The sequence below is a fragment of the Azotobacter chroococcum genome (assembly GCF_004339665.1).
In the GTDB taxonomy this organism is placed as follows: Bacteria; Pseudomonadota; Gammaproteobacteria; order Pseudomonadales; family Pseudomonadaceae; genus Azotobacter; species Azotobacter chroococcum.
This window is the reverse complement of record NZ_SMMU01000032.1, coordinates 12936-36908: the sequence shown is the minus strand read 5'-3', so window position 1 is coordinate 36908 and position 23973 is coordinate 12936. Positions and strand designations below refer to the sequence as shown.

Below are 23973 nucleotides of genomic sequence, written 5' to 3'. Positions count from 1 at the left end.
GATCGCCTCGGCGTCATTGGCGTCGTTCTTGCCGCTCTTGACGTAGGGTTTGACGAACTGCGGCGCGATCAGACGCACCTCGTGCCCGAGGGTCCATCCGCTTGAGTTTCATGGGGACTCCCTCCTCTGGTGACTGCTGTTTCCAGCAACTTCAGTCTGGCGCGTTGACGCCGTAGGAGGGGGGAGTCCATTTCATTGCCCTACGGCTGTGGATCGAGCGCCCGGCGCAGGGGGATCATCGGCGAGCGGGCGAAGCCCTGGCGGGCGTAGAAGCGCTGGGCGTCGAGGTTGTCGGCGTCGGTCAACAGGGTGATGCGCCGGCAGCCGCGGCTTTGCGCGGTGGCGATGGCCGCCTCCAAAAGCTGTGTGCCGAGGCCGTGGCCGCGGGCCGCGGCATCCACCACCATGTCCTCGAGCAGCGCCACCGGCGTGCCCAGCGCGGTGGAAACCGTATAGAGCAGGTTGACCATGCCGAGGATCTGTCCGTCCTCCCGGGCGAGCAGGATCTCGCCGACCGCCGGGTCGTCGATGATCGCCGCCAGGCCGCGCTGCTGCGCCGCGCGGTCGGGCGTGAATTCGGCTTCCTGGGCGAACAGCTGGTCGAGCAGGCGGCACAGCGCCGGGATGTCGGCGAGTGTGGCGGGGCAGATCTCCATGGACGTTTCTCCTAAGGGGGGACAGGGGCCGGCAGGTGGGCTTAACCTGCAGGTACCAGGCCGTTACCGGCAGGCCGGGCATGATACTGCCTGCCCAGGCCTTCCTTCCTGCCCCCTTTCAAGGAGCGAACCATGCAGATGCCCGTCAACACCTTCAAGCAGCGTCTGAGCCAGGAGGCGCAGATCGGCGTCTGGGTCGGCCTGGCCGATCCCTACTGCGCCGAGCTGGCGGCCAATGCCGGCTTCGACTGGCTGCTGCTCGACGGCGAACACGCGCCCAACGACCTGCGCTCGCTGCTCGGCCAGCTGCAGGCGGTGGCGCCCTACGCCTGCCAGGCGGTGGTCCGTCCGCCGGTCGGCGATCCGGTGCTGATCAAGCAGCTGCTCGACATCGGCGCGCAGACCCTGCTGGTGCCCATGGTGGAGACCGCCGAGCAGGCGCAGGGCCTGGTCGCCGCCATGCACTACCCGCCGCATGGCATCCGCGGAGTGGGCGCTTCCCTGGCCCGCGCCTCGCGCTGGAACGGCATCCCCGACTACCTGGACGAAGCCGACGCGCAGATGTGCCTGCTGGTGCAGGTGGAGAGCGTCAGGGGACTGGAGAATCTCGACGCCATCGCCGCGGTCGAGGGGGTGGACGGGATCTTCATTGGCCCGGCGGATCTCTCCGCGTCCATGGGCCACCGCGGCGCGCCGGGCCATCCGCAGGTAGTGGCGGCCATCGAGGACGGCATCGCGCGCATCCGCCGCGCCGGCAAGGCCGCCGGCATCCTCGCCACGGACGAGGCGCGGGCGCGCCGCTACCTGGAGCTGGGCTGCGCCTTCGTCGCGGTGGGCGTCGATACCAGCCTGCTGATGCGCGCCATGAAGGCCCTGGCGGGCCGCTTCAAGGGCGGCGCCGCCGACCCCGCGGGGAGCGGCGGCGGTTACTGAGGGCCGGCGGGTGGTCAGAAGACCTTGGAGATCGAGGCGACGAAGTTGGCGTCGCAGTGGGTGTCGTTGCCGGTGAAGTTCTCGCACTCCTCGTCCTTCAGGTCGGTCTGGGTATAGGCCAGGCCGAACTGCAGGCCGACGAACTCCTTGCTCACCCCGACGTACCAGTCGTAGTAGGCGTCCTCGCCCTTGCTCGCGCCGTCCTTGAAGAAGGTGTCGTCCTTGAAGTCGTACTTGCCGAAACGCATGGACAGGCCGATCCCGTAGGGCAGGTCGCGCTTGTAGCCGATGTAGGAGTAGACCACGTTGTTGTCGCTGTTGACGTCGTCGGAGTAGTTGATGCCGACCTTGAAGCCGTAGGCGGAGAGGCTGCCGTAGAACTCGCTGTAGTTCAGGTCCGAGTTGCCGAGGTCGTCGCCCGGGTAGTCGTACTTGAGCCAGCCCACGTCGAAGGCCAGGGCCTCGGTGATGTTGCTGCCGTAGCCGACGTAGTAGTCGTATTCCACCGGGGCGTCCGAGGTCTCGAAGTCGACGTTGGAGGCCCACATGCCGACGTACAGGCCGCTCTCGTGGACGATGTCCAGTCCGCCCTGGATGGCCGGGTCTCCCTTGGTCTGCGAGATGCCGCGGAAGATGTACTCGGTGGCCAGGGTGGCGTTGGCGCTGACGCTGAACTCGCCGAGCGGCGTATCCACCGTCGTCCCCGCCACGGCGATGCAGGTGCCAGCCATGGCGCCGGCGGTAGTGAGGGCGAGGGTCGTTTTCTTGAACATGACTCGTCTGTCCTTGAGGGTTGCAGTGCGCGTGTTCCGCGCAGGTCTTGAGGATGATCCGGTAAGGCTGTTTTTGAGATAAGCACAGGGCTTGCCAGCCATCAAAAAACTTCTGAAAAAGAGATTTCCTTGCGCTTTTCAGGGGTTTTCTGCACCGCTTCTGGCGTATTGTGCCCGGGCTGTGCATTGTTCCGGTGCGCCTGCTCCCGGAGGACATGGCGAGGCTGCACTGCAGGCAGGCAGCCCTGGCCCTGCGACGGGGCATGTGTTCGGGGAGTGATCCGGCAGGGGGCTGCAGGGCGGGCTCGGGCGATAACGGAGCGGTGGACGGAGCTGGTGCGGGCAGCACGCAGGCTGCTTCAGGAGAGGGCGGGGGCTGTATCCGCTGCCCGCTTTCAGCCGTGCTGCAGGGGCAGGCCGATCCGCGCCCGCAGGCCCGGGCCGGGCCGCTCGGACAGTTCCAGGCGGCCGCCGTGCTCGCGGGCGATGCGCTCGGCGATGGCCAGGCCGAGGCCGGCGCCCGGCGCTCCGCCGCGGGCGTTCTCGCCACGGCGGAAGGCCTGCTTCAGCACCTCGGCGTCCCGTCCGCCGAGGCCTGCGCCGCTGTCGATCACCTCGAGCCAAGCGCTGTCGCCGTCCATGCCGCTGCGCAGGCGGACCGGCGGACGGCCGTGGCGCCAGGCGTTCTCCAGCAGGTTGGTCAGCGCCCGGCGCAGCGCCGCCGGGTGCATCCGCACCGGCGGCGGCGCACCCGGCTCCAGCAGCAGTGGCTGGCCGTGGTCGGCGTAGGCGGCCGCCAACTCCCGGGCCAGGACGTCGAGCTCGCCGACCACCGCCGGCTCCTCGCGGCTGTCGCGGGCGAAGTCGAGGAACTGTCCGACGAGTGCGTCCATCTCGGCGATGCTGCGCCGCAGGCTGGCGGCCACCTCGGGCTCGTCGCGGCCGGCGAGGATCTCCACGCCCAGACTCAGCTTGGCCAGCGGCGTGCGCAGGTCGTGGGAGAGGCCGGCCAGCATCAGGGCGCGCTCGCGTTCGTTGCGCGCCAGGCTGTCGCGCAGGCGGTTGAAGCTGCGGCTGAGGCTGGCGGTTTCCTCCGGCCCATCCTCCGCCAGAGGTTCCGGTTCGCCGCCGCGGCCGAGGCACTCGGCGGCCTGCACCACGCGGGTCAGGGGCCGGTTCAGGCGGCGCTGGATCGCCAGGGCGCCGGCCAGCGCCAGCAGCCCGGCGCCCAGCGAGGCGAGCAGCCAGGTGCCGGTGAACAGGCGCTCTGGCAGGATGCCCGGCACCGCCAGCCAGAGGTCCTCGCCCTCCAGGCGCAGGCGCAGCACCGGGCCGCCGCCGGCCTCGTGCAGCCAGCGCACCTCCAGGCCGTCGCCGGCCAGCCGCTCGGCCAGGCGCCGGGCGAAGCTGCGCTCCAGCGGCGGCAGCGGGGCGGGCGGCCCGTCGCCGGCGGCGATGCTGTGGCCGGCCAGGGCCTGGGCGTTGAAGCGGGCAACGAAGGCCTCGCGCTGCGCCGGCGACAGCGCCAGCAGGCTGGCGCGCAGGGCCGTCGCATTCTGCGCCACGCCGGCGGCGATCTGCTCCAGGCGCGGTTCGAGGATCAGCCGGCGGGCCAGCAGCGCGCCGCCGAGCTGGCCGAGCAGGATCAGCAGGGCGATCAGCAGCAGGCTGCGGCCGAACAGGCTGCGCGGCAGCAGCCTCATGGCCGCTCCTCCGCCCGGCCGTCGGGCACGAACACGTAGCCCAGCCCCCAGACCGTCCGGATGTAGTGCGGCTGCGCCGGGTCGTCCTCGATCGCCCGGCGCAGGCGCATGACCTGCACGTCGATGCTGCGGTCGCTGGCCTCGTGGTCGCGGCCGCGGCTCAGCTCGATCAGCCGGTCGCGGCCGAGGGGCCGCCGCGGATGTCGGGCTAGCGCCTGGAGCAGGGCGAACTCGCCGCTGGTCAGCGGGATGTCGCGGCCGTCGCGGCTCAGCCGCCGTTCGCCGAGGTGCAGGCTGAAGGGGCCGAAGTCGATCCGCCCGTCGCCCGGCAGCGGGCCGGTGTGGGCGCCGAGCATGCGCTGGCGGCGGATCAGCGCCTCGATGCGCGCCTGCAGCTCGCGGGGATTGAAGGGCTTGGGCAGGTAGTCGTCGGCGCCCATCTCCAGGCCGATGATGCGGTCCAGCGGATCGCCGCGGGCGGTGAGCATGACGATGGGAATGGTCTCGCCCTGCGCGCGCAGGCGCCGGCACAGCGACAGGCCGTCCTCGCCGGGCATCATCACGTCGAGCACCAGCACGTCGAAGCGCTCGCGGCCGAGCAGGTGCTCCAGTCGCTGGCCGCTGTCCAGGGCGCGCACCGCATAGCCCTGGTCGCTCAGATAGCGCTGCAGCAGCGCGCGCAGGTCGTGCTCGTCGTCGACCACCAGAATTCTTCCCAGGGCCTCGCCCATTTCGTCTCTCCCGTCGGTTGCGCCATGAGGGTGACGCAGGCGCCGCCCCCGGTGCCGCGGGAATCCATGACAAAGGGTTACAGACGCGCCCGCCGCTCACCGATTGTCACGCATTGCCCGGCGCCGGCAACGGTTCGCTCATGGCTCCCGCCGATAGTGGCTTCCGCCGCCAGACGACGGCGCCCACTCAAGAGGAGTCCATCCCATGAAATCTCTGTCACCCATCTTCGCCGTCCTGCTCGCCCTGTCCGCCGGCCTGGCGTTCGCCGACGCCCAGGCCGGCGAGCGCCGCGTGGTCCGCACGAACGGCCAGGGCGGCGGCAGCGCCACGCAGCTTGAGCGCCACGCGGGGCCGCGCGGCAGCCTGCAGCGCGGCCGCGTCATGGTCGCCGACGGCCAGGGCAACGCTAGCGCCGCCCGCGGCGCCAGCCGTTCGCGTAGCGACGACGGCAGCCGGCAGAGCGAGCGCAGCCTGTCCGCCACCGGCAGCCAGGGCAGCAGCCTGCAGAGCAACGCCAGCCTGACTTATACCGCCGAGTCGGGGCTGAGCCAGAGCCGTTCCACCAGCCTCACCAACGCGGCCACCGGCAACAGCGTGCAGGGCAGCACCTCCTACAGCCGGGACGGCGGCCTGACCCGCAGCGTCGCCTGCCAGGACGCCAGCGGCGCCAGCATCGCCTGCCCCTCGCGCTGATTCCCTTCCAGAGCCTTTCACAGGAGAAACGTCATGCGTACCCCTTTCATCCCCGTCATCCTCGCCGGCATCCTGTCCGCTACGGCCGGTGCCGCTCTCGCCGAGCCGGCCCGCGGCGAACGCCTACAGGCCGAACTGCAGCAACGCTTCGCCCGCGCCGACAGCAATGGCGACGGCCGGCTGACTGCCGAAGAGGCCAAGGCCGGCATGCCCTTCGTGTCCCGCCACTTCGCGGCGATCGACGCCGAGGGGCAGGGTTCGGTCAGCCTGGAGCAGATCAAGGGCTTCGCCCAGGCACAGATGGCCCGGCGCAAGGGCGCCCAGTAGGGAGGAGTCGCCATGTCCAGCGAATCGATACGCGACACCCTGGGGCCGCAGGCGCTGCCCTGGTTCGCCGCGGCCTTCCTCGTGCTGGTCGGCATCGCCTGCATCGAAGGCCTGGTCCGCTCCCTGTGGCGGCCGGGCTCCTACGACTGGCGGGCCAGCGCCGCCTCCATGGCCGACGCGCTGATCCGCCGCGGCGTGGATGCCCTGGGCCTGTCGCTGGCGGCGCCAGCGTACCTCTGGGCCTACCAGCACCGCCTGCAGACTCTGGAGCTGTCCACCCCGGCGGCCTTCGTCCTGCTGTTCCTCGGCCAGGAGTTCCTCTACTACTGGTACCACCGCGCGGCGCACCGGGTGCGCTGGTTCTGGGCCAGCCATTCGGTGCACCACTCGCCCAACCAGCTGAACCTGGCCGCCGCCCTGCGCCTGGGCTGGACCGGCAAGCTGACCGGCAGCGGATTGTTCTTCGTCCCCCTGGTCTGGCTGGGCTTTCCGCCGCTGGCGGTGACGGCCGCGGTGGCGCTCAACCTGATCTACCAGTTCTGGGTGCATGCGCCCTGGATGCCCCGGCTCGGCCCGCTGGAATGGGTGCTCAACACGCCCACCCATCACAAGGTGCACCACGCCAGCAACCGGGAATACCTGGACTGCAACTACGGCGGCGTGCTGATCGTCTTCGACCGGCTGTTCGGCACCTTCGTCGAGTACCGCCCGGAGATCCCCATCCGCTACGGCCTCACCACGCCGCTGCACAGCTACAACCCGCTGCGCATCGCTCTGCACGGCTGGCTGGAACTGGGCCGCGATCTGCTCGGGGCGCGGGGCCTGCGCGCCCGCCTGGGGGTGCTGGTCGGGCCGCCCTGAGGCGTGGCCGGCCGTCCCGCGGGACCACCGGCCTGCCGGCGGGCGGCCTATACTCGCTGCGGCCCGCGCCCTTCGGGGCGGCCGTCTCGCGGACCCGACGGAGGTCGACATGCTCGAATCGCTGGAAAAGATGCTCGCCCAGGGCGTGGACAGCCCGCTGCTGCGCTTCGGCCTCGGCAAGGGCTACCTGGATGCCGGCGACGCGCCGCGTGCCGCCGGGCATCTGCGCCGCTGCGTGGAACTCGACCCGAATTATTCCGCTGCCTGGAAGCTGCTCGGCAAGGCGCTGCAGGCCGCCGGCGACGCAGACGGCGCCCGGCAGGCCTGGGAGCGGGGCCTGGAGGCCGCCCGCCGGCATGGCGACCGGCAGGCGGAAAAGGAAATGACGGTCTTCCTCAAGCGGCTGGACCGGTAGCGCTAGCCGCTGCGGGGCTGCCGAACGGCTGCGGTCGTCACCGGCGTTCCCTTGAGGCCATTTCCGATCGCGTTTCCCCGGCAGCCGGTTCATCGAAGCGCCCGACATGGCCGCTCCATGCGAGCGGCCTGCCGTCGATCTCGGCCCGATGCGCCTTCGCCGCATCGGCGTCGTCGGCGATGGCCAGGGTCAGCGTGCGGCCGTCGAGCAGTTCGAGGCTGACGAGGTCGGCATCCGCGGCGCGGACATGGCGCAGCGCGGCGATCCGGCTGCGGCTGTCGCTGACCGTCTCGGCGTCGGGGTCGTACAGGCCGTGCGGTTCGAGCACGGCGACGAAGGTGGCGTCGGTGGCGTTCTCCAGACGCTCGATCAGCACCGGCTCGCGGCGCAGGTTGAAGTTCGGGTCGTTGGCGCCGCTCTCGGCGAAGATGAGCTTCGCCCCGGCGGGCGGCAGCAGGCGGTAGGTATAGAAGCGCTGGCCGTTCAGCCAGGTCAGGGTCGCGTTGCCGGCCTGCGGCGTGCCGGTCGCATCCACCCACAGATGCTGGTAGCCGTTGGCGCTGCCGAGCACCGGCCGCTGCGCCGGGTTGGACTGCAGCGGAAAGCCCACCGCGGTGAGATGCCCCGCATAGTGCAGGGGCCGGTCGTACCGCGCCGGCTTGCTGCCCTGGACGCGCAGCAGGTCGACGACCACGGGGCCGGCCAGGCCCTCTATCGTCAGTTGCGCCAGGGTGCGGCGGAAGCGCACGCCGGGGTAGGCGCCTTCCATTTCCGCAGTACTCACCCTCGTCGGCCCGTCCGCCGAGAAGAACAGCTGGCGGGGCGCCGTCTTCTCGCCGACCTTCCACTGGCCGTCGAAGTGGCTGGTCTCGTTGACCACCAGGGTGTTGTGGGCGACGGTTTGCCGGGCCCAGCTCTGGTTTTCCTTCAGGTAGCGGCCGCCGTCCTTGGACTCGACATTGAGAAAGCGCGCCGAGCCGTAGTCGGTGACCACCGCGGCGCCGTCGTCGTAGAGCATCCAGCCGAGCTTGTCGAAATGCCCGTGGCCCATGCCCTGGGCGCTGTTCTTGACGACCAGCACCTGATCCCGCTCGCCCGGCCCGGCGCGCAGCACGGCGACGGCACCGCGGTCGCCCTGCGGGCCGTCGCGCAGCAGCCGGGAGGCGAAGGGGAACGGCTGTGCCTTGCCTTCCGCCAGGTCGCGGGCGACCAGCAGTCCTTCGGGAGTGAGGGTGGTGCGTCCCTGCCAGCGGGCGACGGACAGGAAGGCCGGGTCGCGGGTCGCGGCATAGCCGATGGCGATCGCCTGATAGAGCTCGTCGGTCCGCAGGCTCTTGTCGCGCAGGGCGTCATTGAGCGGAAAGAGATAGCCGCCCTGGCTGAGCTGGACGGTGCTGCGGATCGCCTTGAGCAACACCCCGTCCCGATAGTCGAAGATCCGGCGCTGCGGCTCGTTGCTCTCGATCGCCTGGGCGAAGACCACGAAGGGCATGAGGGCATAGCGCTGGTAGTAGGGGCCTTCGGTGTAGTAGCCGTCGGGCGAGAACAACTGGTCGACCTGGCGCAGGAAGCCGGTCCTGCCGCTCTGGTCCAGGCCGTTCAGCGCCCTGGCCACCAGTTCGTCGTCGCGCAGCACGTAACCGGTCATGCCGACGGCGGCGCAGGCCCAGGTCGCGTGGTTGTGGATCAGCTCGAAGACCTGCGGCTGGCCTTCGGAGAGAAACGCCGCCATCGGGCGGAACACCTGCTCGTCGATGGTCTGCCGGTCCGCGGCCGAGAGCGTGTCGCGGATCGCGTCGTAACCCTGTATCGCATAGACCAGCCAGACGCTGTCGTTGAGGCTCTGCCAGAACAGCCGCCCCGGCGAATCGCCGCTGGCGGCCGGGTGCGGCCCGAGGGTCGGATAGAGTCTGGCGTATTCCAGCAGCAGGCGGCGTGCGTAGTCGGCGTAGGCGCCATCGCCGGTGATCCGGTACAGCAGGCCGGCGCCATAGAGCGCCATGTAGTTGCGCTTGTGCTGCTCGTGGCTGAAGCCGCCGCCGGGGTCCCTGGGCACCGGCACGTCGATTCCGGCGCGCCTGGCCGCATCGACCAGCGCTTCCAGGCGCCGTTGCTCGCCGGCGAACAGCGGGTAGTCGCCGCGGATCGACCCCGGCCCGGCATCCTTGAACAGCACGGGGCCGGCGCCTGCCGGCGCGGCGGCCAGGGCATCGGTCTGTGCCGAGAGCAGCAGGGCGGCGAGCAGGCCCAGGGTGGTTGGCAGTCTTTGCATCGGCGGTATTCCTTTTCTGCTGGTGGTCCGGTCGGCCGGCAATCGAGGCCCTTCCCTTAGAGGGCGTCGAGCCGTCGGGTTCCCTGCCTGCGGGCCGAGTGGACAAAGATGGCCAGTGCGCCGGCGGGGTGACGGCGCCTTCTTTGGGGGACTCTCGTGCAAGAAAGGCCGAACGCGGTGGGCCCGCTTTCCCGCCCGATGTGCCATTATGCCGCGCCGTAAAATACCCACCCGCTGGCCGTGCCCCCGACCGTTCCGCGCGACGCCGGCCGGAGGCTTCCTGCCGGCCATCGGCAGGGGACGGCGGGATGAGATTCCGCGCGGCGTTCGGCGTATGTTCGGTTTCACAGCCTTCGGGAGCTTGCAGCAGTCATGACCAATCCTCTCCATTTCGATCTGCAGTCGCTGCGGGTGTTTCTGCTGGCTGCCGAGCTGGGCAGCCTGACCCGGGCGGCCGAGCGCGCCCACCTCACCCTGTCGGCGGTGAGCAAGCGCATCTGCGATCTGGAAAAGACCATCGACTGCCCGCTGTTCATCCGCCAGCCGCGCGGGCTCGAGCTGACCCCGGCCGGCCAGGAGCTGCTGGAGCACACCCGCACCATCCTCGACAACGTCAACCGCATGGCCGCCGACATCGGCGAGTTCGCCACGGGCGTGCGCGGCCACCTGCGGCTGTGGGCCAACACCTCGGCGGTGCTGCAGTTCCTGCCGCACGACCTGGCGGCTTTCCTCGCCGAGCGGCCGCAGCTGCGCATCAGCCTGGAGGAGCGGCTGAGCGAGGAGATCGTCGCGGCGCTGGACAGCGGGCGGATCGACGTCGGGGTGTTCGCCGACAACGTGCCGGCGCCGACCCTGGATGTGCGTCCCTACCGGCAGAGCCGGCTGGTCCTGCTGGTGCCGGTCGGGCACCCGCTGGCCAAGTTCGGCAGGGTCGCCTTCGTCGACACCCTGGCCTACGACTACATCAGCCTCGCCCACGGCACCTCCTTGCTGCGCCTGCTGATCGACTCCGCGGTGACCGCGCAGCGCATCCTCCGTCTGCGCATGCAGGTGGGCAGCTTCGACGCCATCAGCCGGATGGTCGAGGCCGGGCTGGGGATCGGCGTGGTACCCGAGGCGGTGGTGGGCGGCGAGCGCCTGGCGGACGGCCTGCGCGCCATCCCGCTGACCGACGACTGGGCCAGCCGCACCCTGTGGGTCGGCGTGAAGTCGGAAGAGGCGCTGCTGCCCGAGGCGCGCGAGCTGTGGCAGTTCCTGCTGCGCGAAGGGGGCTGAGGATTAGGGCGCGCTGCTTGGGGGCGAAAGATTTCGTCGTGATGATCGAGAGTGCCCGAGAGCGGAACGGGGCTTCGGGGTCAACTCGGCGAAGGATTGTTACGGCAGGAAGTAGAGTCTCGAAAATAGCGTTTCATCTGGGGATAACCGGGAGGATGGATGCGCCGACGAGGCTCCGCATCCTCAGCCGGCTCGTTGTGAGAGGCAAAAAGCGGCCAAGAGCAGCCAGTCAGAGGATTGCACTGACTGACCGCTTCAGGTGGCTACAGTCATTCACTCTCGCCTTTTAACAGCCCGCCTTCAGAGCAATCACTGAGCACGAACGAATGGGACTGTCGGTCCGCGCACGCCAGCATCCCACTCCGCCAGGCGAGTGCCCTTGAACGGTTCGAATTCGGTCCCGTAAAGTGGCTCAAGGCCAAAGTTCACCCGACGAGCAGGTTGGCCATTTACTAATGTTTTTAAAAGTAATGTCATATTACTGTATATCGGCAGTCCGGGTGGCGGAAAAACGATTTCACCCACTCCGGCAACTTCTGGATTCTGCGCAGCGCGCCCAGGGCCAACTTCTTCATTTCCTCCCGGTTCTGCACAAGACGCCTGGACACACTGCGCTTGACGTGCCCCCAGACCTGCTCGTCCGGGTTCAGCTGTGGCGAGTACGGCGGCAGATAGAAGAGCTCCAGGCGCCCCGCTTGTTCTTCGACGAACGCCCTGACCAGCCGGGCCTTGTGCACCGGATGGCCATCGACGATCACGAAGACCGGCTGCTCGGCACCGATCAGCAGGCGCTTGAGAAACTCGCGGAACACGCTGGCCGTCACCGTCCCGTCGTGCAGCATGAAGCGGAACTCGCCGCGCGTCCCGACCGCCGACAGCATGTTCACCGAGAAGCGTCGGCCGGTCACCTCGACCACCGGCGTTTCCCCCTGCGGTGCCCAGGTCGTGCCGGCATGGTAGTCGGAGCGCAGGCCCGACTCGTCCGCGAAGTAGATCCTTGCCCCCACTGCACGGGCCTCGGCCCGAATCGCCGGGTAGGTCTCGTTTTCCCACTGGCGCACCAACGCCGCATCCTGCTGCCAGGCGCGATACAAGGGTTTTTGCGCGGTGAAGCCGAGCAGCTTCATGACTCGGCTCACGGCGGACAGTGACAGCGTCTTGCCGAACTGGCGGCGGATCAGTTCGGCAATCAGCGACAGGGTCCACAGGCCGAATTCGAAGCGGTATTGCAGCGGCGAGTGGTCCCGAACGGCCTGTGCCAGCCAGCGCATTTCCTCGGCACTGATCCTGGGCGGACGTCCGGGAACCGGCTTGGCGAGCAGGGCGTTCTGTCCGCCATTGGCGAAGTCGGACAGCCAGCGAAAGACGCTGCGGATATTGACGCCGAAGGCGGCCGCCACGCTTTGGACGGTCTGCCCTTCGCGAACGGCCTTGATCGCCTGTTGACGCATGACCTGGAGGGAGTGGTGGTCGATTGCCCGACCATCGGAGTTTCGTTTGCATTTCATCGAGGTATTGTCTCTCAATATGACAATACTTTCGAGAAGCTTAGTAAATGGAGGTCAAGTTGGGGCAGAAATTGGACTTCACACGTATCCGTAATCACCGCGGCACGCAGATGGGCGGCTTCGAAGAGCTCTGCTGCCAACTGGCAGCCCTCGAGGACCCGGCAGAGGGGAGTAGCTTCTTCCGGAAAGGGTCTGGCGCTGACCAGGGCCTGGAGTGCTACAGGACCTATCCTGATGGGCATGAAGTTGGCTGGCAAGCGAAGTACTTCATCAACGGCTTCGAGAGCGGCCAAGTTTCGAACTTGAATGACTCCCTCAACCGAGCCCTCGCAGCGCATCCTCAGTTGCGCAGGTTTGTGGTCTGCCTGCCCATCGACCTGAGGGACAACCGGTCTGGAAAGAAGGACAGCGAGGTCCAGCGCTTTGAGAAGTGGCGGACCGAAAGTGTCGCAGCTGCGGCAGCCGACAGGCGAGAGCTGACCATCGAGCTTTGGAGCGCGTCGAGCATTGAAGAGCGACTCGGTCGCGACAACCCCATGTACTCCGGACGTGCTTGCTACTGGTTCGACGCCGTCCGCTTCAGCTCAGCATGGTTCCGAGAGAAGTTCGACATCGTCCGTTCCAACCTTGGCGAACGGTACAGCCCAGAGAGCCACGTTGACCTGCCCATCCAGCCGCAGCTGCAGTCCATTTCGCGCGCTCCTGAGATGTTACTGGCACCACACGAATGGGCCGCCAAGGTTACGTATAACCTGGACGGTGCGGCTGTAAGCCTGGAGCGAGAAGGCCTACAGCAGATTGCGGAGCGAGTTCATGAGGCTTGCGCACCGCTTCAGCGAAGCCTTACAGAGCCGCCTGCGTTGCCAGAGGAACTGGTTGCTGTTGAGCCCTGGACCGCCTTCTGCGCTACTGCACTCTCCGCTATCGTTGAAGCCTTGACCGAGCTGGCAAAGAAGGAACCAGAGAAGGACATACACATCGCCCGAAAGGATCTGTTTGACCTTTACTCGGCAGTACAGCGCGTCAGCCGCGAACTGGCATCCGGACCGTGGCGGGTCATCAACAAGCACGAGTTGTTGATTTCGGGGCCGGCAGGCATCGGAAAGTCGCACCTCCTGGCCGACTTTGGCGAAAGGCAACTGGAGCGCAAGCGGCCATTCATTCTCGTGCTCACGAACAGTCTGACGGAAGGGGACCCGTGGCAGCAGATCCGAGGTCTGCTGGATCTGTCACAGGTCACGACCGACGAGTTCCTTGGAGCGCTGGACGCTGCAGCAGAAGCCGCCGGCTGCCGCGCTGTGATTGCGGTCGACGCGCTGAATGAGAGGCACGGCATCGCGCTGTGGGAAACACGTCTTCAGGGCTTTGTAGCACTTGTACGAAAGTTCCCACGCATCGCACTCGCTCTGACCGTGCGCAAGACCTACGTCCATCTCCTTCCGTTGAAGGGCCTAGAGCGGACCGAGCACCCTGGCTTCTCAGGCCGGTCCGGCGCCGCGGCCAAGGCATACCTCGACCGCCGCGGCATCGCTCGGCCGAGCTCTCCAAACCTGGCGCGCGAATTCGAAAACCCACTATTCCTAAGAACCTGCTGCACATACCTCGACGCCGAGAATCTCAAGCAACTTCCAAAGGGCTTGGATGGCCTGAGCACAATCTTCGACTTCTACCTAGACGCCGTCGCGCGAAAGGTTGAGAGCGACCTCAAACTCGTTCCACAGCTCAACATTCCGCGCAAGGCGCTGAACGCATTCCTCCAAGCCTGCGCCAAGCAAGGCGACACCGGCGCACTGTCTTTGGAGTCCACCTTCGAGTTGCTAGAAGGCATACACCCGTCTGGCGGCCTCACCGACAAGAGCCTCTTCACGGCCTTCCTCTCGGAAGGCGTCTTGACCCAAGATGTCGAATGGCACGAGGGTGCCTTGAAGGAAATCATTCGATTCACGTTCGAGCGGCTGTCCGACCACCTGCGGGCCAAGCGTCTCCTTGAACAGGTCGACCGAAGCGACGTCCAAGGCTCGTTCAAGAAGGAACCGCTGGCAAGCTACCTCTCGCTCTTCGAGTCGTGGCAGTTTGCCGGCCTGGTCGAAGCTCTTGCCTTGCAGATTCCGGAGCAGTTCGGCCTTGAGCTGTTCGATGTGCTGCCTGAAGACGCCTTGGAGAGCGAGACCCTTTGCGATGCGTTCAGGACGTCCTTGGCCTGGCGCGCTTCGCAGGCCTTCACTAGTCGGACTGCGGATTGGGTGAAGAAGCTCTGCGATAGCACGGGTCAGTCGCCGTACGGCTTGCTGCTACTGGTGAGCACCGAGCCCGGCAACCCATACAACGCCGATTGGCTCCACGACGAGCTCTGGCAACTGTCAATGCCGCAGCGGGACGCCACATGGTCCGTCTTCCTGGCCGAAGACGACTTGAGTGATGGAGGGGCAGTCGAGTCGCTCATCGACTGGGCGTGGCAGGTAGATGCCGATGAGGTCGACAAGGAGCGGAGAAGGCTTGCCGCGCTTGTCCTGACTTGGTTCCTGTCGACGAGCAATCGCGCCGTCCGCGATCGCGCAACCAAGGCCTTAGCCAACTTGCTGTCCAACAATCTGAGTGACGGCGCGGACTTGATTTGCAAGTTCGCCAACGTCAACGACGCATACATCGCGGAACGCCTGCTGGCGGCCTGCTACGGCTCCGCGATGCAAGGCACGGACCGAGGCGGTTGCAAGGCTCTTGCCTCCGCAGTGTGGGCAAGCCACTTCGCGGACGGCCGGCAGCCGCCACTGAACCTACTCGCCCGAGACTTCGCACTCGGCATCCTTCTCTACGCACAGCACGTCGGACAGCTTCCATCCGAGATTGACCTCGATGCGTGCGAAGCCAAGTTCACTTCAGCATGGCCGCTTGAGGTCATCACTTCTGAGGACCTAGAAAAGTACCGTGAGAAGGGATACGGAGATTCCATCTGTTCGTCGACGGATCAGCATGGAGACTTTGGCAACTACACCCTAAGTGCATGGATGCACGGGATTGTTGACATGCCGCGCGCTCTAGCGGGAAAGAGTACTCGGGAACTCTTTGAAAACTGGCTGCAGGCGTTCCTAGAGAAGGCTGATCCAAAGCAACTTGAGTGCTATATCGCGCTCTTCAGAGCATCCACAGACTATCGCCAGAGGCCTTTCCGCGGTTGGGGCAGGGACGAGGAAGAGACGCAACTGTGGGGTTCACTCGAGAAGGCGAATGAAGCTTTCAAGGCTTCACTCAACGCCGGGCAGCTTGCGGAGTACACGAGCTTTGCCGAACAGCACATGCTAGAAGCGACTCGGATGAACAGCGACGACAGACACCCGCCGAAGGTTGACCGCGAGCCATTGAGGCGCTGGATTTGCGAGCGCGCCCACAATCTCGGATGGAGCAAGGAGCTCTTCGAGAAGTTCGAACGTGGCGGCGGCATCTCCCATGACCGGATGGGGAACCACAGGGTGGAGCGCGTCGGGAAGAAGTACCAGTACATCGCGCTGTCCGAAGTCATCACGCGCTTGGTCGACAACCTGACCGTGTGCTCGTATGGGGACGATGGCTTACTGCGGGCCTTTGAGTATGGCCCTGTGGGACGGGACATGAAGAGAGACCTGGACCCATCTCTTCTTTTACAGAACAGTCTCGAGTCCGGTTGGGAATCGACACCGCTCACCTGGTGGACGCCGTCACCTCCGCAGCTTCCCTCCGGCGATACGGACGTTCTACTGGCTTGGCTGAGCTCCGAAGACGGGCGTTGCAACGACGTGGGGCAACTCGACTTGTGCAGTCACGATGGCCAAAAGTGGCTCACGACGTACGGCTTCCGCCGCTGGAAAGTTCCTGGTCAAGAGCGACGCAATCACGCGGACGCTTGGTCGCGCATCACCTGTTTGGTTACTAAGCTGGGCTCAGGCGTGCAGCTGGCGCAAGAGATTCTTAAGAGGCATCGCGGCGATGTGAGCCGATTCGGGGAGTACGAGCGTTTGGAGTGTTTCTTGGGCGAGCACGGATGGCGCGATACCAAGGAGATAGAACTTGAAGCCAACCCCGGCGCAGGCATCAATACACCCTATTCCGGCATAGTGGCCACGTTGCATGCAGAGGGCAACGACAACGACAACTCGATTGATGAGACGCTCGGTCTCCACCTGCCCACCTCCGGTCTGATGAAGCTAATCGGCTTGCGCCTGCGCGACGGGAGAACCTCTGAGTACACCGATGCCCAGGGAGTACTCAGGTGGCAAGACCCTTCATTGAAAGAGCGCGGCTCCGGCGCCGCAATAGTCTCGCGCGACTACTTCCTAAGCATGCTCGCGAAGGCTGGCCTCGAGCCGGTCTGGGTCCTCGCTGGCGAGAAGAATGTGTATGCGGGCCAGGACTTCGGCATCTCCCGCGGCTTCGGTGGCAGCGTTTATCACACCACCGTCTACACGATGGACGCTGGAACAGTGAAGGTCGCGGGAACGATGACCGAGCGCCACAAAGCGAGTGCGGAGCAGTTGCAAGCGCTGCGTGATGCCGATCTGTGAGGCTCAACGATTCCCAATCCTCGCCAGACCCGCTTCGCTTACTGCCTCGAGCTCCGAAACGAGAGCTGCGCTATTGGCGGCGACAAGCAGCAACCGTTGCAAAGCCGTCATAGGTTTTGGTCGGCCGAACTTCCGCTTTGGGTCGACAGTCGTCGGTGACGAGGGATAGAAGTCAACCCGAAACGGCCGGTTGTTGTAGTAGGCAAAGCGGCCAGGAGTGGACGTTCCGTGTATCAGGGCCTATTGAGGGCAACCAGCAGGTCCGGATCGGGCAGGGACATGGCAGACTCCGGGCGGGACGGCCCCCATGCTTGCCAATTCCGCCGCACCCGGCAAGGCCGACGGCCGGGCGCCACGCCACGGGAGACTCCGATGATCGACCACCTCGACCACCTGGTACTGACCGCCAGCGACCCGGAGGCGACCACGCACTTCTATACGCAGGTGCTCGGCATGCACCTGGAAACCTTCGGCAACGGCCGGCTGGCCTTCCGCTTCGGCAACCAGAAGATCAACCTGCACGTGCGTGGCCGCGAGTTCGAGCCCAGGGCGCACCTGCCGGTGCCCGGCGCGCTGGATTTGTGCTTCATCGCCAGCCAGCCGCTGGAAGCGGTGATCGCCCATCTGCAGCGGATGAACTGGCCGGTCGTCGAGGGGCCGGTGATGCGCACCGGCGCGACCGGGCCGATCCGCTCGATCTATGTGCGCGACCCGGACCTCAACCTGATCGAGATTTCCGAACCGGCGCCCTGACCCGAAGGTGTGGGGATGGCCACGGGCGGCAGACGCTAGACTCCGAAAAAACCTCGGACTCTACGCAGAGACGACCCCATGACCACCCGCACCCTGCTGCTCACCGCCCTCGCCATGCTGGCCTTCGCCGGCAACTCGCTGCTCTGCCGCCTGGCCCTCAGGGATACCGGCATCGACGCCGCCAGCTTCACCGCCGTGCGCCTCCTCGCCGGCGCGCTGAGCCTCTGGCTGCTGCTGCGTCTGGGGGCGAAGCGGGGCAGGCTGGGCGGCAGCTGGTCCGGTGCCGTCGCGCTGTTCGTCTACGCCGCCGGTTTTTCCTTCGCCTACCTGCAACTCGATACCGGCGTCGGCGCGCTGCTGCTGTTCGGCGCAGTGCAGCTGGGCATGCTGCTCTACGGCCTCTCGCGCGGCGAGCGCCTCGGCCCCTGGGCGAGCCTCGGCCTGCTGCTCGCCCTCGCCGGACTGGTCGCCCTGCTGCTGCCGGGCGCCAATGCGCCGGCACCGGGCAGCGCGGCGCTGATGCTGCTCGCCGGCCTGGCCTGGGCGGTCTACTCGCTGCTCGGCCGCGGCAGTGCCGATCCGCTGGCCGCCACCGCCGGCAACTTCCTGCGCGCCGTCCCCCTGGCCCTGGCGCTCGGCCTGCTCCTGCTGGCGCAGCGCGAGCCGGACCCGCAGGGGCTCGCCTATGCGCTGCTCTCCGGCGCGCTGACCTCGGGGCTCGGCTACGCCGTCTGGTACAGCGCCCTGCGCGGCCTCGGCGCCCTGCAGGCGGCGACCGTCCAGCTCAGCGTGCCGATCCTCGCCGCCCTGGCCGGCGCCCTGCTGCTCGGCGAGGCCCTGACCTTGCGCCTGGGCCTCGCGTCCCTGGCCGTGCTCGGCGGCATTGCCCTGGTGCTGACCGCGGAGCGCGTCGCGCCGGCGGTGCGGCGGGAGGCCTGAGGGGCGGGCATCGAGCGATAGGGTGGCAAAACCCGCGAAGCGGTTTGCCAGCGCTGGATTTCCAGACAGGCTCCAGCGGACCCCCGTTTACCTCGACGGCTCGGCAGGATGGGCGAGGAAGAAGCGCAGCATTTCCTTGCTCGCATCCGGGCCCCGAGGATCGGTATAGGAGCCGCGGGAGCTGCCCCCGGACCAGGCATGACCCGCACCGTGAATCGTCCATTGCTCGACGTGCGGCGAGCCGCTCGGGTGATGGTAGAGGGTGCGGGTGTAGGCATGCCCGTTCGGTACCTGGCCCCGTTCCACTTTCACATCCGGATGCGCGCCGGTTTTCGGCTGGGCGGCGTGGCGGGAAGCGGTCGGCGCAAACTGGACGATCACCTGGTCGCCATTGCCGGGATGCACCGTCGTATCCTGGTCGCCGTGGAAGACGATGATCGGCACCGGACGTGCGGGCATCTGGCCCTTTCCGGCGTGTCCGGCGCCGCTGGCGCCCTGCTGCATCGCGGCGAACGCGGAAGGCAGGTCGTGCGCGGCCGCGTGGGGCAGCCCGGAATGGACGCCGGCTGCGGCATACAGGTCGGGGTGGGTCATCGCCATCGTCGTGGCCATGGCGCCGCCGGCCGACAGACCGGCGACGTAGATGCGCCGCGGGTCGGCCTGGTAGCGTGCCGCGACGTCGCGGGTCATGCCGGCGATCAGCGATGGCTCGCCCTGGTCGGCGCGCTGGTCCGCCGGATTGAACCAGTTCCAGCACTTCGAACAATTCGCCGTGCTCGACTGGGCCGGATAGAGCACCAGGCAGGGCTCCTGCTCGGCGAGCTCGTTCATGCGGGTGCCGGCGGCAAAGTCGTCCGGACTTTGCGTGCAGCCATGCAGCATGACGACCAGCGGCAACGGCTGCCCCTCATGGCCACTCGGGACATACAGCTTGTAGCTGCGGGTACCCGCGGGGTTGCTGTACGAGCCGGCAATGAACCGGGCACCTTCGGGTATCGCCTCGGGCGCTGGCTGGGGGTGGATCGGTTCGAAGACCGGCGCCGGTCCGCGGAACCTGGCCAGTTTCTCGCGCAGGACCGCAGCGAGGCGCGACGACGGGAAGAGCGGTTCGCTGACGGTCTCGGGCGCCTCTCGGCTGCCTGCCGTATCCCGGTCGGTGTCCTGCACCGTGCGGTCCGGGACAAACGGGCTGCCATCGATGACCCGGAAGTTGCCTTCGAGCACCGTTTCCCCGGCACCGCTCGTGGGGGAGGCCTGCGCCGCGGGCTGTGGCGCCGGGCGGCCCCCCAGCGTACGTTGAATGAGGTCGGTGGCTTCGCAGAGCCGGCCTGAGCGCGTCAGCCGTGTAGCTTCAAACAGATCGGAATTGCGTCGGGTATTCATGGTTCGAATCTCCCTGGGCCGCTCTTGCGGTCACCGGATTCGGTCCGCCAGCGCGGCCTTCACCGCGGCGCTGGCATGGAGCGCGCCGAGCACGACGATCGAGTCGATCGTCGCCAGCGCGAGTTCGGGAGGCACATCCGTTGCAATGCTGGCCAGTCCCAGCACCTGGATCTGGAGCCGTTGTCCGGCTGCCTGCACGGCCTCCAGGTCGCGACGGCTGTAGTGCTGCAGGCCGAGGACGAAGGTCTTGCGGGCGACCGTTTCGCGGATCACTTCGGCATGGGTCGCCAGCTGATTGCGGATCGCCGTACGAATGAAATCGGTTCGATTCGAATAGAAGCCTTCCTGAACCAGCAGGTCGATCTGTCCCAGGTCGACGACCCCCAGGTTGATCGTGATCTTTTCCGTCGTGTCTCCGGCCTTCGGCCGCAGTTCGTGAATGCTCATGACCATCCCCTCGCCATCCATATAGATGGTAGATTGGACTGAACAACAGCCAAGTCAAGGCCGGACTCGAGGAACTCTCCCCAACGGTAGGGGCAGCGGATGAGCGGTACCCGCAGCCTCGGCCCGGCTTGCGCGTCGAGGACTGGATCGCTTCGGGCGAGTGAAGAGGAACGGCGTCAGGCAATAGAATCCGCCCACTTTCCCCCATCAAGGAGTCCTTTCATGCGCGATCGTTTCCTCGTCCGTCTGGTCGGCGTCACGCTGGCCGCCGGCCTGCTGACCGTGCTCTGGCGCGGCCTGCCGGACTTCCCTGGCGGGTTCGGCGGCGAGGACGCCGCACTGCGGCTGGTCGAGGCCCGCGGCGACCTGGCGGCGGACGAGAAGTCCACCATCGCGCTGTTCGAGAAGGCCCGCGACTCGGTGGTGTTCATCACCACCAAGGCGCAGGTGATGGACTTCTGGACCCGCAACGTCTTCTCGGTGCCGCGCGGCACGGGCTCGGGCTTTATCTGGGACGCCGCCGGGCACGTCGTCACCAACTTCCATGTGGTGAAAGGCGCCAGCGAGGCCACGGTCAAGCTGGCCGACGGGCGCACCTTCGGGGCCGCGCTGGTGGGCGCCTCCCCCGAGCACGACATCGCCGTGCTGCGGATCGGCGTGGGCTTCAAGCGGCCGCCGCCGGTACCCCTGGGCTCCAGCGACGATCTCAAGGTAGGCCAGAAGGTCTTCGCCATCGGCAACCCCTTCGGCCTCGACTGGACGCTGACCACCGGCATCGTTTCCGCCCTGGACCGCACCCTCGCCGGCGAGGGCGGCCCGGCGATCGACCACCTGATCCAGACCGACGCGGCGATCAACCCGGGCAACTCCGGCGGGCCGCTGCTGGACTCGGCCGGCCGGCTGATCGGCATCAACACCGCGATCTACAGCCCGAGCGGCGCCTCTGCCGGGATTGGCTTCGCGGTGCCGGTGGACACCGTCAACCGCGTCGTGCCCCAGCTCATCGGCACCGGCAAGTACGTGCAGCCGACCCTGGGCATCCAGGTCGACCCGGGGCTGAACCAGCGCCTCGCCGAACTGACCGGCACCGAAGGCGTCTTCGTCCTCGGCGTGCCGCCGGGTTCCGCCGCCGAGGCGGCCGGACTCGACGGGGCGAGCTTCACCCGCGACGGCGGCATCGTGCCCGGCGACGTCATCACCGCCGTCGACGGCAAGGCCGTCGAGTCGGCCGAGCAACTGCTGGCCCGCCTGGACGACTACCGGGTCGGCGACGTGGTGCGCCTGTCGGTGACGCGCGGCGGCGAGCGGCGCGAGGTCGAGGTGCCGTTGCAGGCGGGGGAGTGAGGGGCTGTCGCAGTCTTCCGGGCGGGGCAGGATGGCAATCGGGAATAGCGGGGCCCGAAATCGACCGCAAGCCCCGGAATGTCCCGCCTTCTCCCGGGCGCTAGAGTTACTTCTGCGAACACGGGATTGGCGGCCGTAGGCGAGGCGAGATGAAGAGCACGAGAAAGTCGCCCGCACCGCCTCATTCGAGGCCCGGTTCGTCCTGGCGCCGCTGGCGGCTTTCCATGACCGCGGCCATTTCGGCCTGAAGATCGGCCATCGGCTGTTGAGGCGCGGTGAAATAGCCGCTCATCGGCCGGTCGAGCGAAGCGATGAGGGCGATCACCACGGCGAACGAGAGCGCCAGACACGGCGTTGCCCATGAGCGCCGGGAGCCGGCATTGGCCATCTGGTAGCCGAACCCGGCCATGGCCAGGACCAGCAGGGTGTACTGGACCAGCCAGATGTTGCGGGGCAGCCGGGTTTCCAGCGCGATGTCCACGCGCAGTGCATAAACCCGGATCATCTCGTTCAAGGCGGGGATGTAGAGGTTGGGGATGGGCGGGTTGGTGCCCGTGCGGGCATGCGCGATCGCCATCTCCCAGAGCTGCCGGTGGATCCGCTCCGAGCGGACCAGGCCCTGGCGGACTCTCTCGGGGCTGGGCCCTTGAGCCATCCTCACACGCAGGTCGACGTATTCGGCGAACAGCTCCGCCGCTTTCCCGCGGTCGGGCTCGGGCAGGAAATCGGCGCGCAGGAATGCCGTGCGAATCGCGTTGGCGTCCTCGCGTACCAGCGTCTTGCGGGCCTCGTACAGGTTGGACACGATCGCGAAGGTGAAGGCCAGGACGAACGCCAGCAGCGCCATGTTGGCGCTCACTATCGTCGAGACCGCGGATTCCTTTTCATTCTCCCGGTGCCTGTGGACGGCATGTCCCGCCCAGTAGCCGGCCTCGATGGCGATCACCACGAGAACGGCGGTGATCGCGAAAAGGCTGCCGATGGAGATCGTTTCGAAGCCCATACCCACCTCCGCCGCTATAAGCGTTGCGCCCAGTATCCGGTCCGCCTGTCCCGGACCCCGGGATGCTCTGAAAGCGCTGCCGGCCCGGGCACTGCAGTTCATCCCCCCGCCTGAACCTTTCGCCGCTTTCCCGCTGTCCCACCCTTAACGTCGCCGAGGATGCGGCGATGCCCGAGGTCCGGCCAGGTGGTAGGCGCGAGGGGGATGCTTCGCGCGCTGTCGGGACAACCGTCACGAGGGGAGTCATCCATGAAGGCGCTCTGTTGGCATGGCAAGAACGACATCCGCTACGACACGGTCCCCGATCCGAGCATCGAAGATGCCCGCGACGCCATCGTCAAGGTGTCGAGCTGCGCCATCTGCGGCTCGGACCTGCACCTCTACGACCACTTCATCCCCGGCATGGAACACGGCGACGTCATGGGCCACGAGTTCATGGGCGAGGTGGTGGAGGTCGGCGCCGACACGAAAAGGCTCAAGGTGGGCGACCGCGTCGTGGTGCCCTTCACCATCGTCTGCGGCGAGTGCGAGCAGTGCCGGCGCGGCAACTTCTCGGTCTGCGAGCGCAGCAACCGCAACAAGGCGCTGGGCGACAAGGCCTTCGGCCACGCCACCGCCGGGCTGTTCGGCTACACCCACCTCACCGGCGGCTATGCCGGGGGCCAGGCCGAATACGTGCGGGTGCCCTTCGCCGACACCACCCACGTCAAGGTCCCGGACAGCCTGAGCGACGAGCAGGTGCTGTTTCTCGGCGACATCTTCCCGACCGGCTGGCAGGCTGTGGTGCAGTGCGACATCCAGCCCACCGACACCGTGGCGATCTGGGGCGCGGGGCCGGTCGGCCAGTTCTGCGTGCGCAGCGCGGTGCTGCTCGGTGCCCGCCAGGTGGTGTGCATCGACCGGGTGCCGGAGCGGCTGTCGATGGCCGCGGCCGGCGGGGCGATCACCATCGACTTCGACGAGGAAAGCGTGCTCGAGCGGCTCGAGGAGCTCACCCACGGCAAGGGCCCGGAGAAGTGCATCGACGCCGTGGGCCTGGAGGCGCACGCCACCCGCTCGCTGGACTCCATGTACGACCGCGCCAAGCAGGCGGTGATGCTGGAGACCGACCGCCCGCACGTGCTGCGCGAGATGATCTACGTCTGCCGGCCGGCCGGGGTGCTGTCGGTCCCGGGGGTCTATGGCGGGCTGGTGGACAAGCTGCCGTTCGGCGCGCTGATGAACAAGGGCCTCACCCTGCGCACCGGGCAGACCCACGTCAGGCGCTGGACCGACGACCTGCTGCGGCGCATCGAGGAGGGGCAGATCGATCCGTCCTTCGTCATCACCCATACCGTGGGCCTGGAGCAGGGGCCGGACATGTACCGGGTCTTCCGCGACAAGCTCGACAACTGCATCAAGGTCGTGCTCAAGCCTTGAGG

20 protein-coding genes and 1 pseudogene are annotated in these 23973 nt (G+C 67.3%); 11 read left to right on the top strand and 10 right to left on the bottom strand.

Annotation, left to right across the window (positions count from 1 at the left end; translation table 11 throughout):
• Nucleotides 1-90, bottom strand: a pseudogene (locus EV691_RS18945) (hypothetical protein); the annotation flags it as partial.
• Nucleotides 91-200: 110 nt separating this feature from the next.
• Complete coding sequence (locus EV691_RS18940; RefSeq protein WP_131299258.1) at nucleotides 201-656, bottom strand: GNAT family N-acetyltransferase; 456 nt, start codon at nucleotides 654-656, stop codon at nucleotides 201-203.
• A 132-nt stretch (nucleotides 657-788) separates the two neighbouring features.
• On the opposite strand from EV691_RS18940, the gene hpaI reads away from it, so the two are divergent.
• Nucleotides 789-1589, top strand: coding sequence for a 4-hydroxy-2-oxoheptanedioate aldolase (hpaI, locus tag EV691_RS18935; protein ID WP_131299255.1), 801 nt, complete (start codon nucleotides 789-791; stop codon nucleotides 1587-1589).
• Between the two features lie 14 nt (nucleotides 1590-1603).
• On the opposite strand, the gene EV691_RS18930 is transcribed toward hpaI, so the two are convergent.
• The 3 genes from EV691_RS18930 to ompR all read right to left on the bottom strand — a co-directional run bounded on the left by EV691_RS18930 (nucleotide 1604) and on the right by ompR (nucleotide 4796).
• Complete coding sequence (locus EV691_RS18930; protein ID WP_131299252.1) at nucleotides 1604-2362, bottom strand: TorF family putative porin; 759 nt, start codon at nucleotides 2360-2362, stop codon at nucleotides 1604-1606.
• Between the two features lie 395 nt (nucleotides 2363-2757).
• The gene (locus EV691_RS18920; protein WP_131299249.1) at nucleotides 2758-4065 is read right to left on the bottom strand and encodes an ATP-binding protein; all 1308 of its coding nucleotides are present in this window, start codon (nucleotides 4063-4065) and stop codon (nucleotides 2758-2760) included.
• A complete protein-coding gene (ompR, locus tag EV691_RS18915) occupies nucleotides 4062-4796 on the bottom strand; it encodes an osmolarity response regulator transcription factor OmpR (protein WP_131299246.1) in 735 nt (244 codons plus the stop codon). Before ompR ends, EV691_RS18920 begins: the two co-directional genes overlap by 4 nt.
• 205 nt (nucleotides 4797-5001) lie before the next feature.
• On the opposite strand from ompR, the gene EV691_RS18910 reads away from it, so the two are divergent.
• The 4 genes from EV691_RS18910 (at nucleotide 5002) to EV691_RS18895 (ending at nucleotide 7093) form a co-directional block, all read left to right on the top strand.
• A complete protein-coding gene (locus tag EV691_RS18910; RefSeq protein WP_131299243.1) occupies nucleotides 5002-5490 on the top strand; it encodes a hypothetical protein in 489 nt (162 codons plus the stop codon).
• Between the two features lie 33 nt (nucleotides 5491-5523).
• Nucleotides 5524-5817, top strand: a complete 294-nt coding sequence (locus tag EV691_RS18905) for an EF-hand domain-containing protein (RefSeq protein ID WP_131299241.1) — start codon at nucleotides 5524-5526, stop codon at nucleotides 5815-5817.
• Nucleotides 5818-5829: 12 nt separating this feature from the next.
• Nucleotides 5830-6678, top strand: coding sequence for a sterol desaturase family protein (locus EV691_RS18900; RefSeq protein WP_131299238.1), 849 nt, complete (start codon nucleotides 5830-5832; stop codon nucleotides 6676-6678).
• Nucleotides 6679-6787: 109 nt separating this feature from the next.
• A complete protein-coding gene (locus EV691_RS18895) occupies nucleotides 6788-7093 on the top strand; it encodes a tetratricopeptide repeat protein (RefSeq protein ID WP_039801577.1) in 306 nt (101 codons plus the stop codon).
• Nucleotides 7094-7130: 37 nt separating this feature from the next.
• Here EV691_RS18895 and EV691_RS18890 read toward each other — a convergent pair whose 3' ends face one another.
• Nucleotides 7131-9365: an alginate lyase family protein gene (locus tag EV691_RS18890; protein WP_131299236.1), complete on the bottom strand. Its 2235-nt coding sequence runs from the start codon at nucleotides 9363-9365 to the stop codon at nucleotides 7131-7133.
• Nucleotides 9366-9737: 372 nt separating this feature from the next.
• Here EV691_RS18890 and EV691_RS18885 point away from each other — a divergent pair, with 372 nt between their 5' ends.
• Entirely contained in the window at nucleotides 9738-10640 is a 903-nt protein-coding gene (locus EV691_RS18885) for a LysR family transcriptional regulator (RefSeq protein ID WP_131299232.1), read from the top strand.
• Nucleotides 10641-11113: 473 nt separating this feature from the next.
• Here the strand turns inward: EV691_RS18885 and EV691_RS18880 are convergent, their stop codons facing one another.
• Nucleotides 11114-12148 carry an IS630 family transposase gene (locus tag EV691_RS18880; RefSeq protein WP_131299229.1) on the bottom strand — a complete coding sequence of 345 codons (1035 nt, stop codon included), beginning with the start codon at nucleotides 12146-12148 and terminating at the stop codon, nucleotides 11114-11116.
• A gap of 47 nt (nucleotides 12149-12195) precedes the next feature.
• Here EV691_RS18880 and EV691_RS18875 point away from each other — a divergent pair, with 47 nt between their 5' ends.
• The 3 genes from EV691_RS18875 (at nucleotide 12196) to EV691_RS18865 (ending at nucleotide 18375) form a co-directional block, all read left to right on the top strand.
• Nucleotides 12196-16683: an NACHT domain-containing protein gene (locus tag EV691_RS18875; protein WP_131299226.1), complete on the top strand. Its 4488-nt coding sequence runs from the start codon at nucleotides 12196-12198 to the stop codon at nucleotides 16681-16683.
• A 372-nt stretch (nucleotides 16684-17055) separates the two neighbouring features.
• Complete coding sequence (locus EV691_RS18870; protein WP_131299223.1) at nucleotides 17056-17436, top strand: VOC family protein; 381 nt, start codon at nucleotides 17056-17058, stop codon at nucleotides 17434-17436.
• A 78-nt stretch (nucleotides 17437-17514) separates the two neighbouring features.
• Nucleotides 17515-18375 carry an EamA family transporter gene (locus tag EV691_RS18865; RefSeq protein WP_131299220.1) on the top strand — a complete coding sequence of 287 codons (861 nt, stop codon included), beginning with the start codon at nucleotides 17515-17517 and terminating at the stop codon, nucleotides 18373-18375.
• 87 nt (nucleotides 18376-18462) lie between these two features.
• Here the strand turns inward: EV691_RS18865 and EV691_RS18860 are convergent, their stop codons facing one another.
• Both EV691_RS18860 and EV691_RS18855 read right to left on the bottom strand, forming a co-directional pair.
• The gene (locus tag EV691_RS18860; RefSeq protein WP_131299217.1) at nucleotides 18463-19758 is read right to left on the bottom strand and encodes an extracellular catalytic domain type 1 short-chain-length polyhydroxyalkanoate depolymerase; all 1296 of its coding nucleotides are present in this window, start codon (nucleotides 19756-19758) and stop codon (nucleotides 18463-18465) included.
• Nucleotides 19759-19788: 30 nt separating this feature from the next.
• Nucleotides 19789-20205, bottom strand: coding sequence for a CopG family transcriptional regulator (locus EV691_RS18855; RefSeq protein WP_131299214.1), 417 nt, complete (start codon nucleotides 20203-20205; stop codon nucleotides 19789-19791).
• Nucleotides 20206-20427: 222 nt separating this feature from the next.
• On the opposite strand from EV691_RS18855, the gene EV691_RS18850 reads away from it, so the two are divergent.
• Nucleotides 20428-21549 carry a S1C family serine protease gene (locus EV691_RS18850; protein WP_131299209.1) on the top strand — a complete coding sequence of 374 codons (1122 nt, stop codon included), beginning with the start codon at nucleotides 20428-20430 and terminating at the stop codon, nucleotides 21547-21549.
• 181 nt (nucleotides 21550-21730) lie between these two features.
• On the opposite strand, the gene EV691_RS18845 is transcribed toward EV691_RS18850, so the two are convergent.
• Nucleotides 21731-22552 (bottom strand): bestrophin-like domain, encoded by an 822-nt coding sequence (locus EV691_RS18845; RefSeq protein ID WP_165496574.1) that lies wholly within the window; start codon nucleotides 22550-22552, stop codon nucleotides 21731-21733.
• 249 nt (nucleotides 22553-22801) lie between these two features.
• Between EV691_RS18845 and EV691_RS18840 the strand changes: the two genes are divergently transcribed.
• Nucleotides 22802-23971, top strand: coding sequence for a zinc-dependent alcohol dehydrogenase (locus EV691_RS18840; RefSeq protein ID WP_131299200.1), 1170 nt, complete (start codon nucleotides 22802-22804; stop codon nucleotides 23969-23971).
• Nucleotides 23972-23973 lie beyond the last annotated feature (2 nt).

Coding starts and splice junctions, on each gene's coding strand:
- EV691_RS18930 (WP_131299252.1), bottom strand. CDS start 2,362: ATGTTCAAGAAAACGACCCTCGCCCTCACTACCGCCGGCGCCATGGCT.
- EV691_RS18900 (WP_131299238.1), top strand. CDS start 5,830: ATGTCCAGCGAATCGATACGCGACACCCTGGGGCCGCAGGCGCTGCCC.
- EV691_RS18920 (WP_131299249.1), bottom strand. CDS start 4,065: ATGAGGCTGCTGCCGCGCAGCCTGTTCGGCCGCAGCCTGCTGCTGATC.
- EV691_RS18845 (WP_165496574.1), bottom strand. CDS start 22,552: ATGGGCTTCGAAACGATCTCCATCGGCAGCCTTTTCGCGATCACCGCC.
- EV691_RS18885 (WP_131299232.1), top strand. CDS start 9,738: ATGACCAATCCTCTCCATTTCGATCTGCAGTCGCTGCGGGTGTTTCTG.
- EV691_RS18865 (WP_131299220.1), top strand. CDS start 17,515: ATGACCACCCGCACCCTGCTGCTCACCGCCCTCGCCATGCTGGCCTTC.
- hpaI (WP_131299255.1), top strand. CDS start 789: ATGCAGATGCCCGTCAACACCTTCAAGCAGCGTCTGAGCCAGGAGGCG.
- EV691_RS18870 (WP_131299223.1), top strand. CDS start 17,056: ATGATCGACCACCTCGACCACCTGGTACTGACCGCCAGCGACCCGGAG.
- EV691_RS18940 (WP_131299258.1), bottom strand. CDS start 656: ATGGAGATCTGCCCCGCCACACTCGCCGACATCCCGGCGCTGTGCCGC.
- EV691_RS18850 (WP_131299209.1), top strand. CDS start 20,428: ATGCGCGATCGTTTCCTCGTCCGTCTGGTCGGCGTCACGCTGGCCGCC.
- EV691_RS18880 (WP_131299229.1), bottom strand. CDS start 12,148: ATGAAATGCAAACGAAACTCCGATGGTCGGGCAATCGACCACCACTCC.
- EV691_RS18895 (WP_039801577.1), top strand. CDS start 6,788: ATGCTCGAATCGCTGGAAAAGATGCTCGCCCAGGGCGTGGACAGCCCG.
- EV691_RS18910 (WP_131299243.1), top strand. CDS start 5,002: ATGAAATCTCTGTCACCCATCTTCGCCGTCCTGCTCGCCCTGTCCGCC.
- EV691_RS18860 (WP_131299217.1), bottom strand. CDS start 19,758: ATGAATACCCGACGCAATTCCGATCTGTTTGAAGCTACACGGCTGACG.
- EV691_RS18855 (WP_131299214.1), bottom strand. CDS start 20,205: ATGAGCATTCACGAACTGCGGCCGAAGGCCGGAGACACGACGGAAAAG.
- EV691_RS18890 (WP_131299236.1), bottom strand. CDS start 9,365: ATGCAAAGACTGCCAACCACCCTGGGCCTGCTCGCCGCCCTGCTGCTC.
- EV691_RS18840 (WP_131299200.1), top strand. CDS start 22,802: ATGAAGGCGCTCTGTTGGCATGGCAAGAACGACATCCGCTACGACACG.
- EV691_RS18905 (WP_131299241.1), top strand. CDS start 5,524: ATGCGTACCCCTTTCATCCCCGTCATCCTCGCCGGCATCCTGTCCGCT.
- EV691_RS18875 (WP_131299226.1), top strand. CDS start 12,196: ATGGAGGTCAAGTTGGGGCAGAAATTGGACTTCACACGTATCCGTAAT.
- ompR (WP_131299246.1), bottom strand. CDS start 4,796: ATGGGCGAGGCCCTGGGAAGAATTCTGGTGGTCGACGACGAGCACGAC.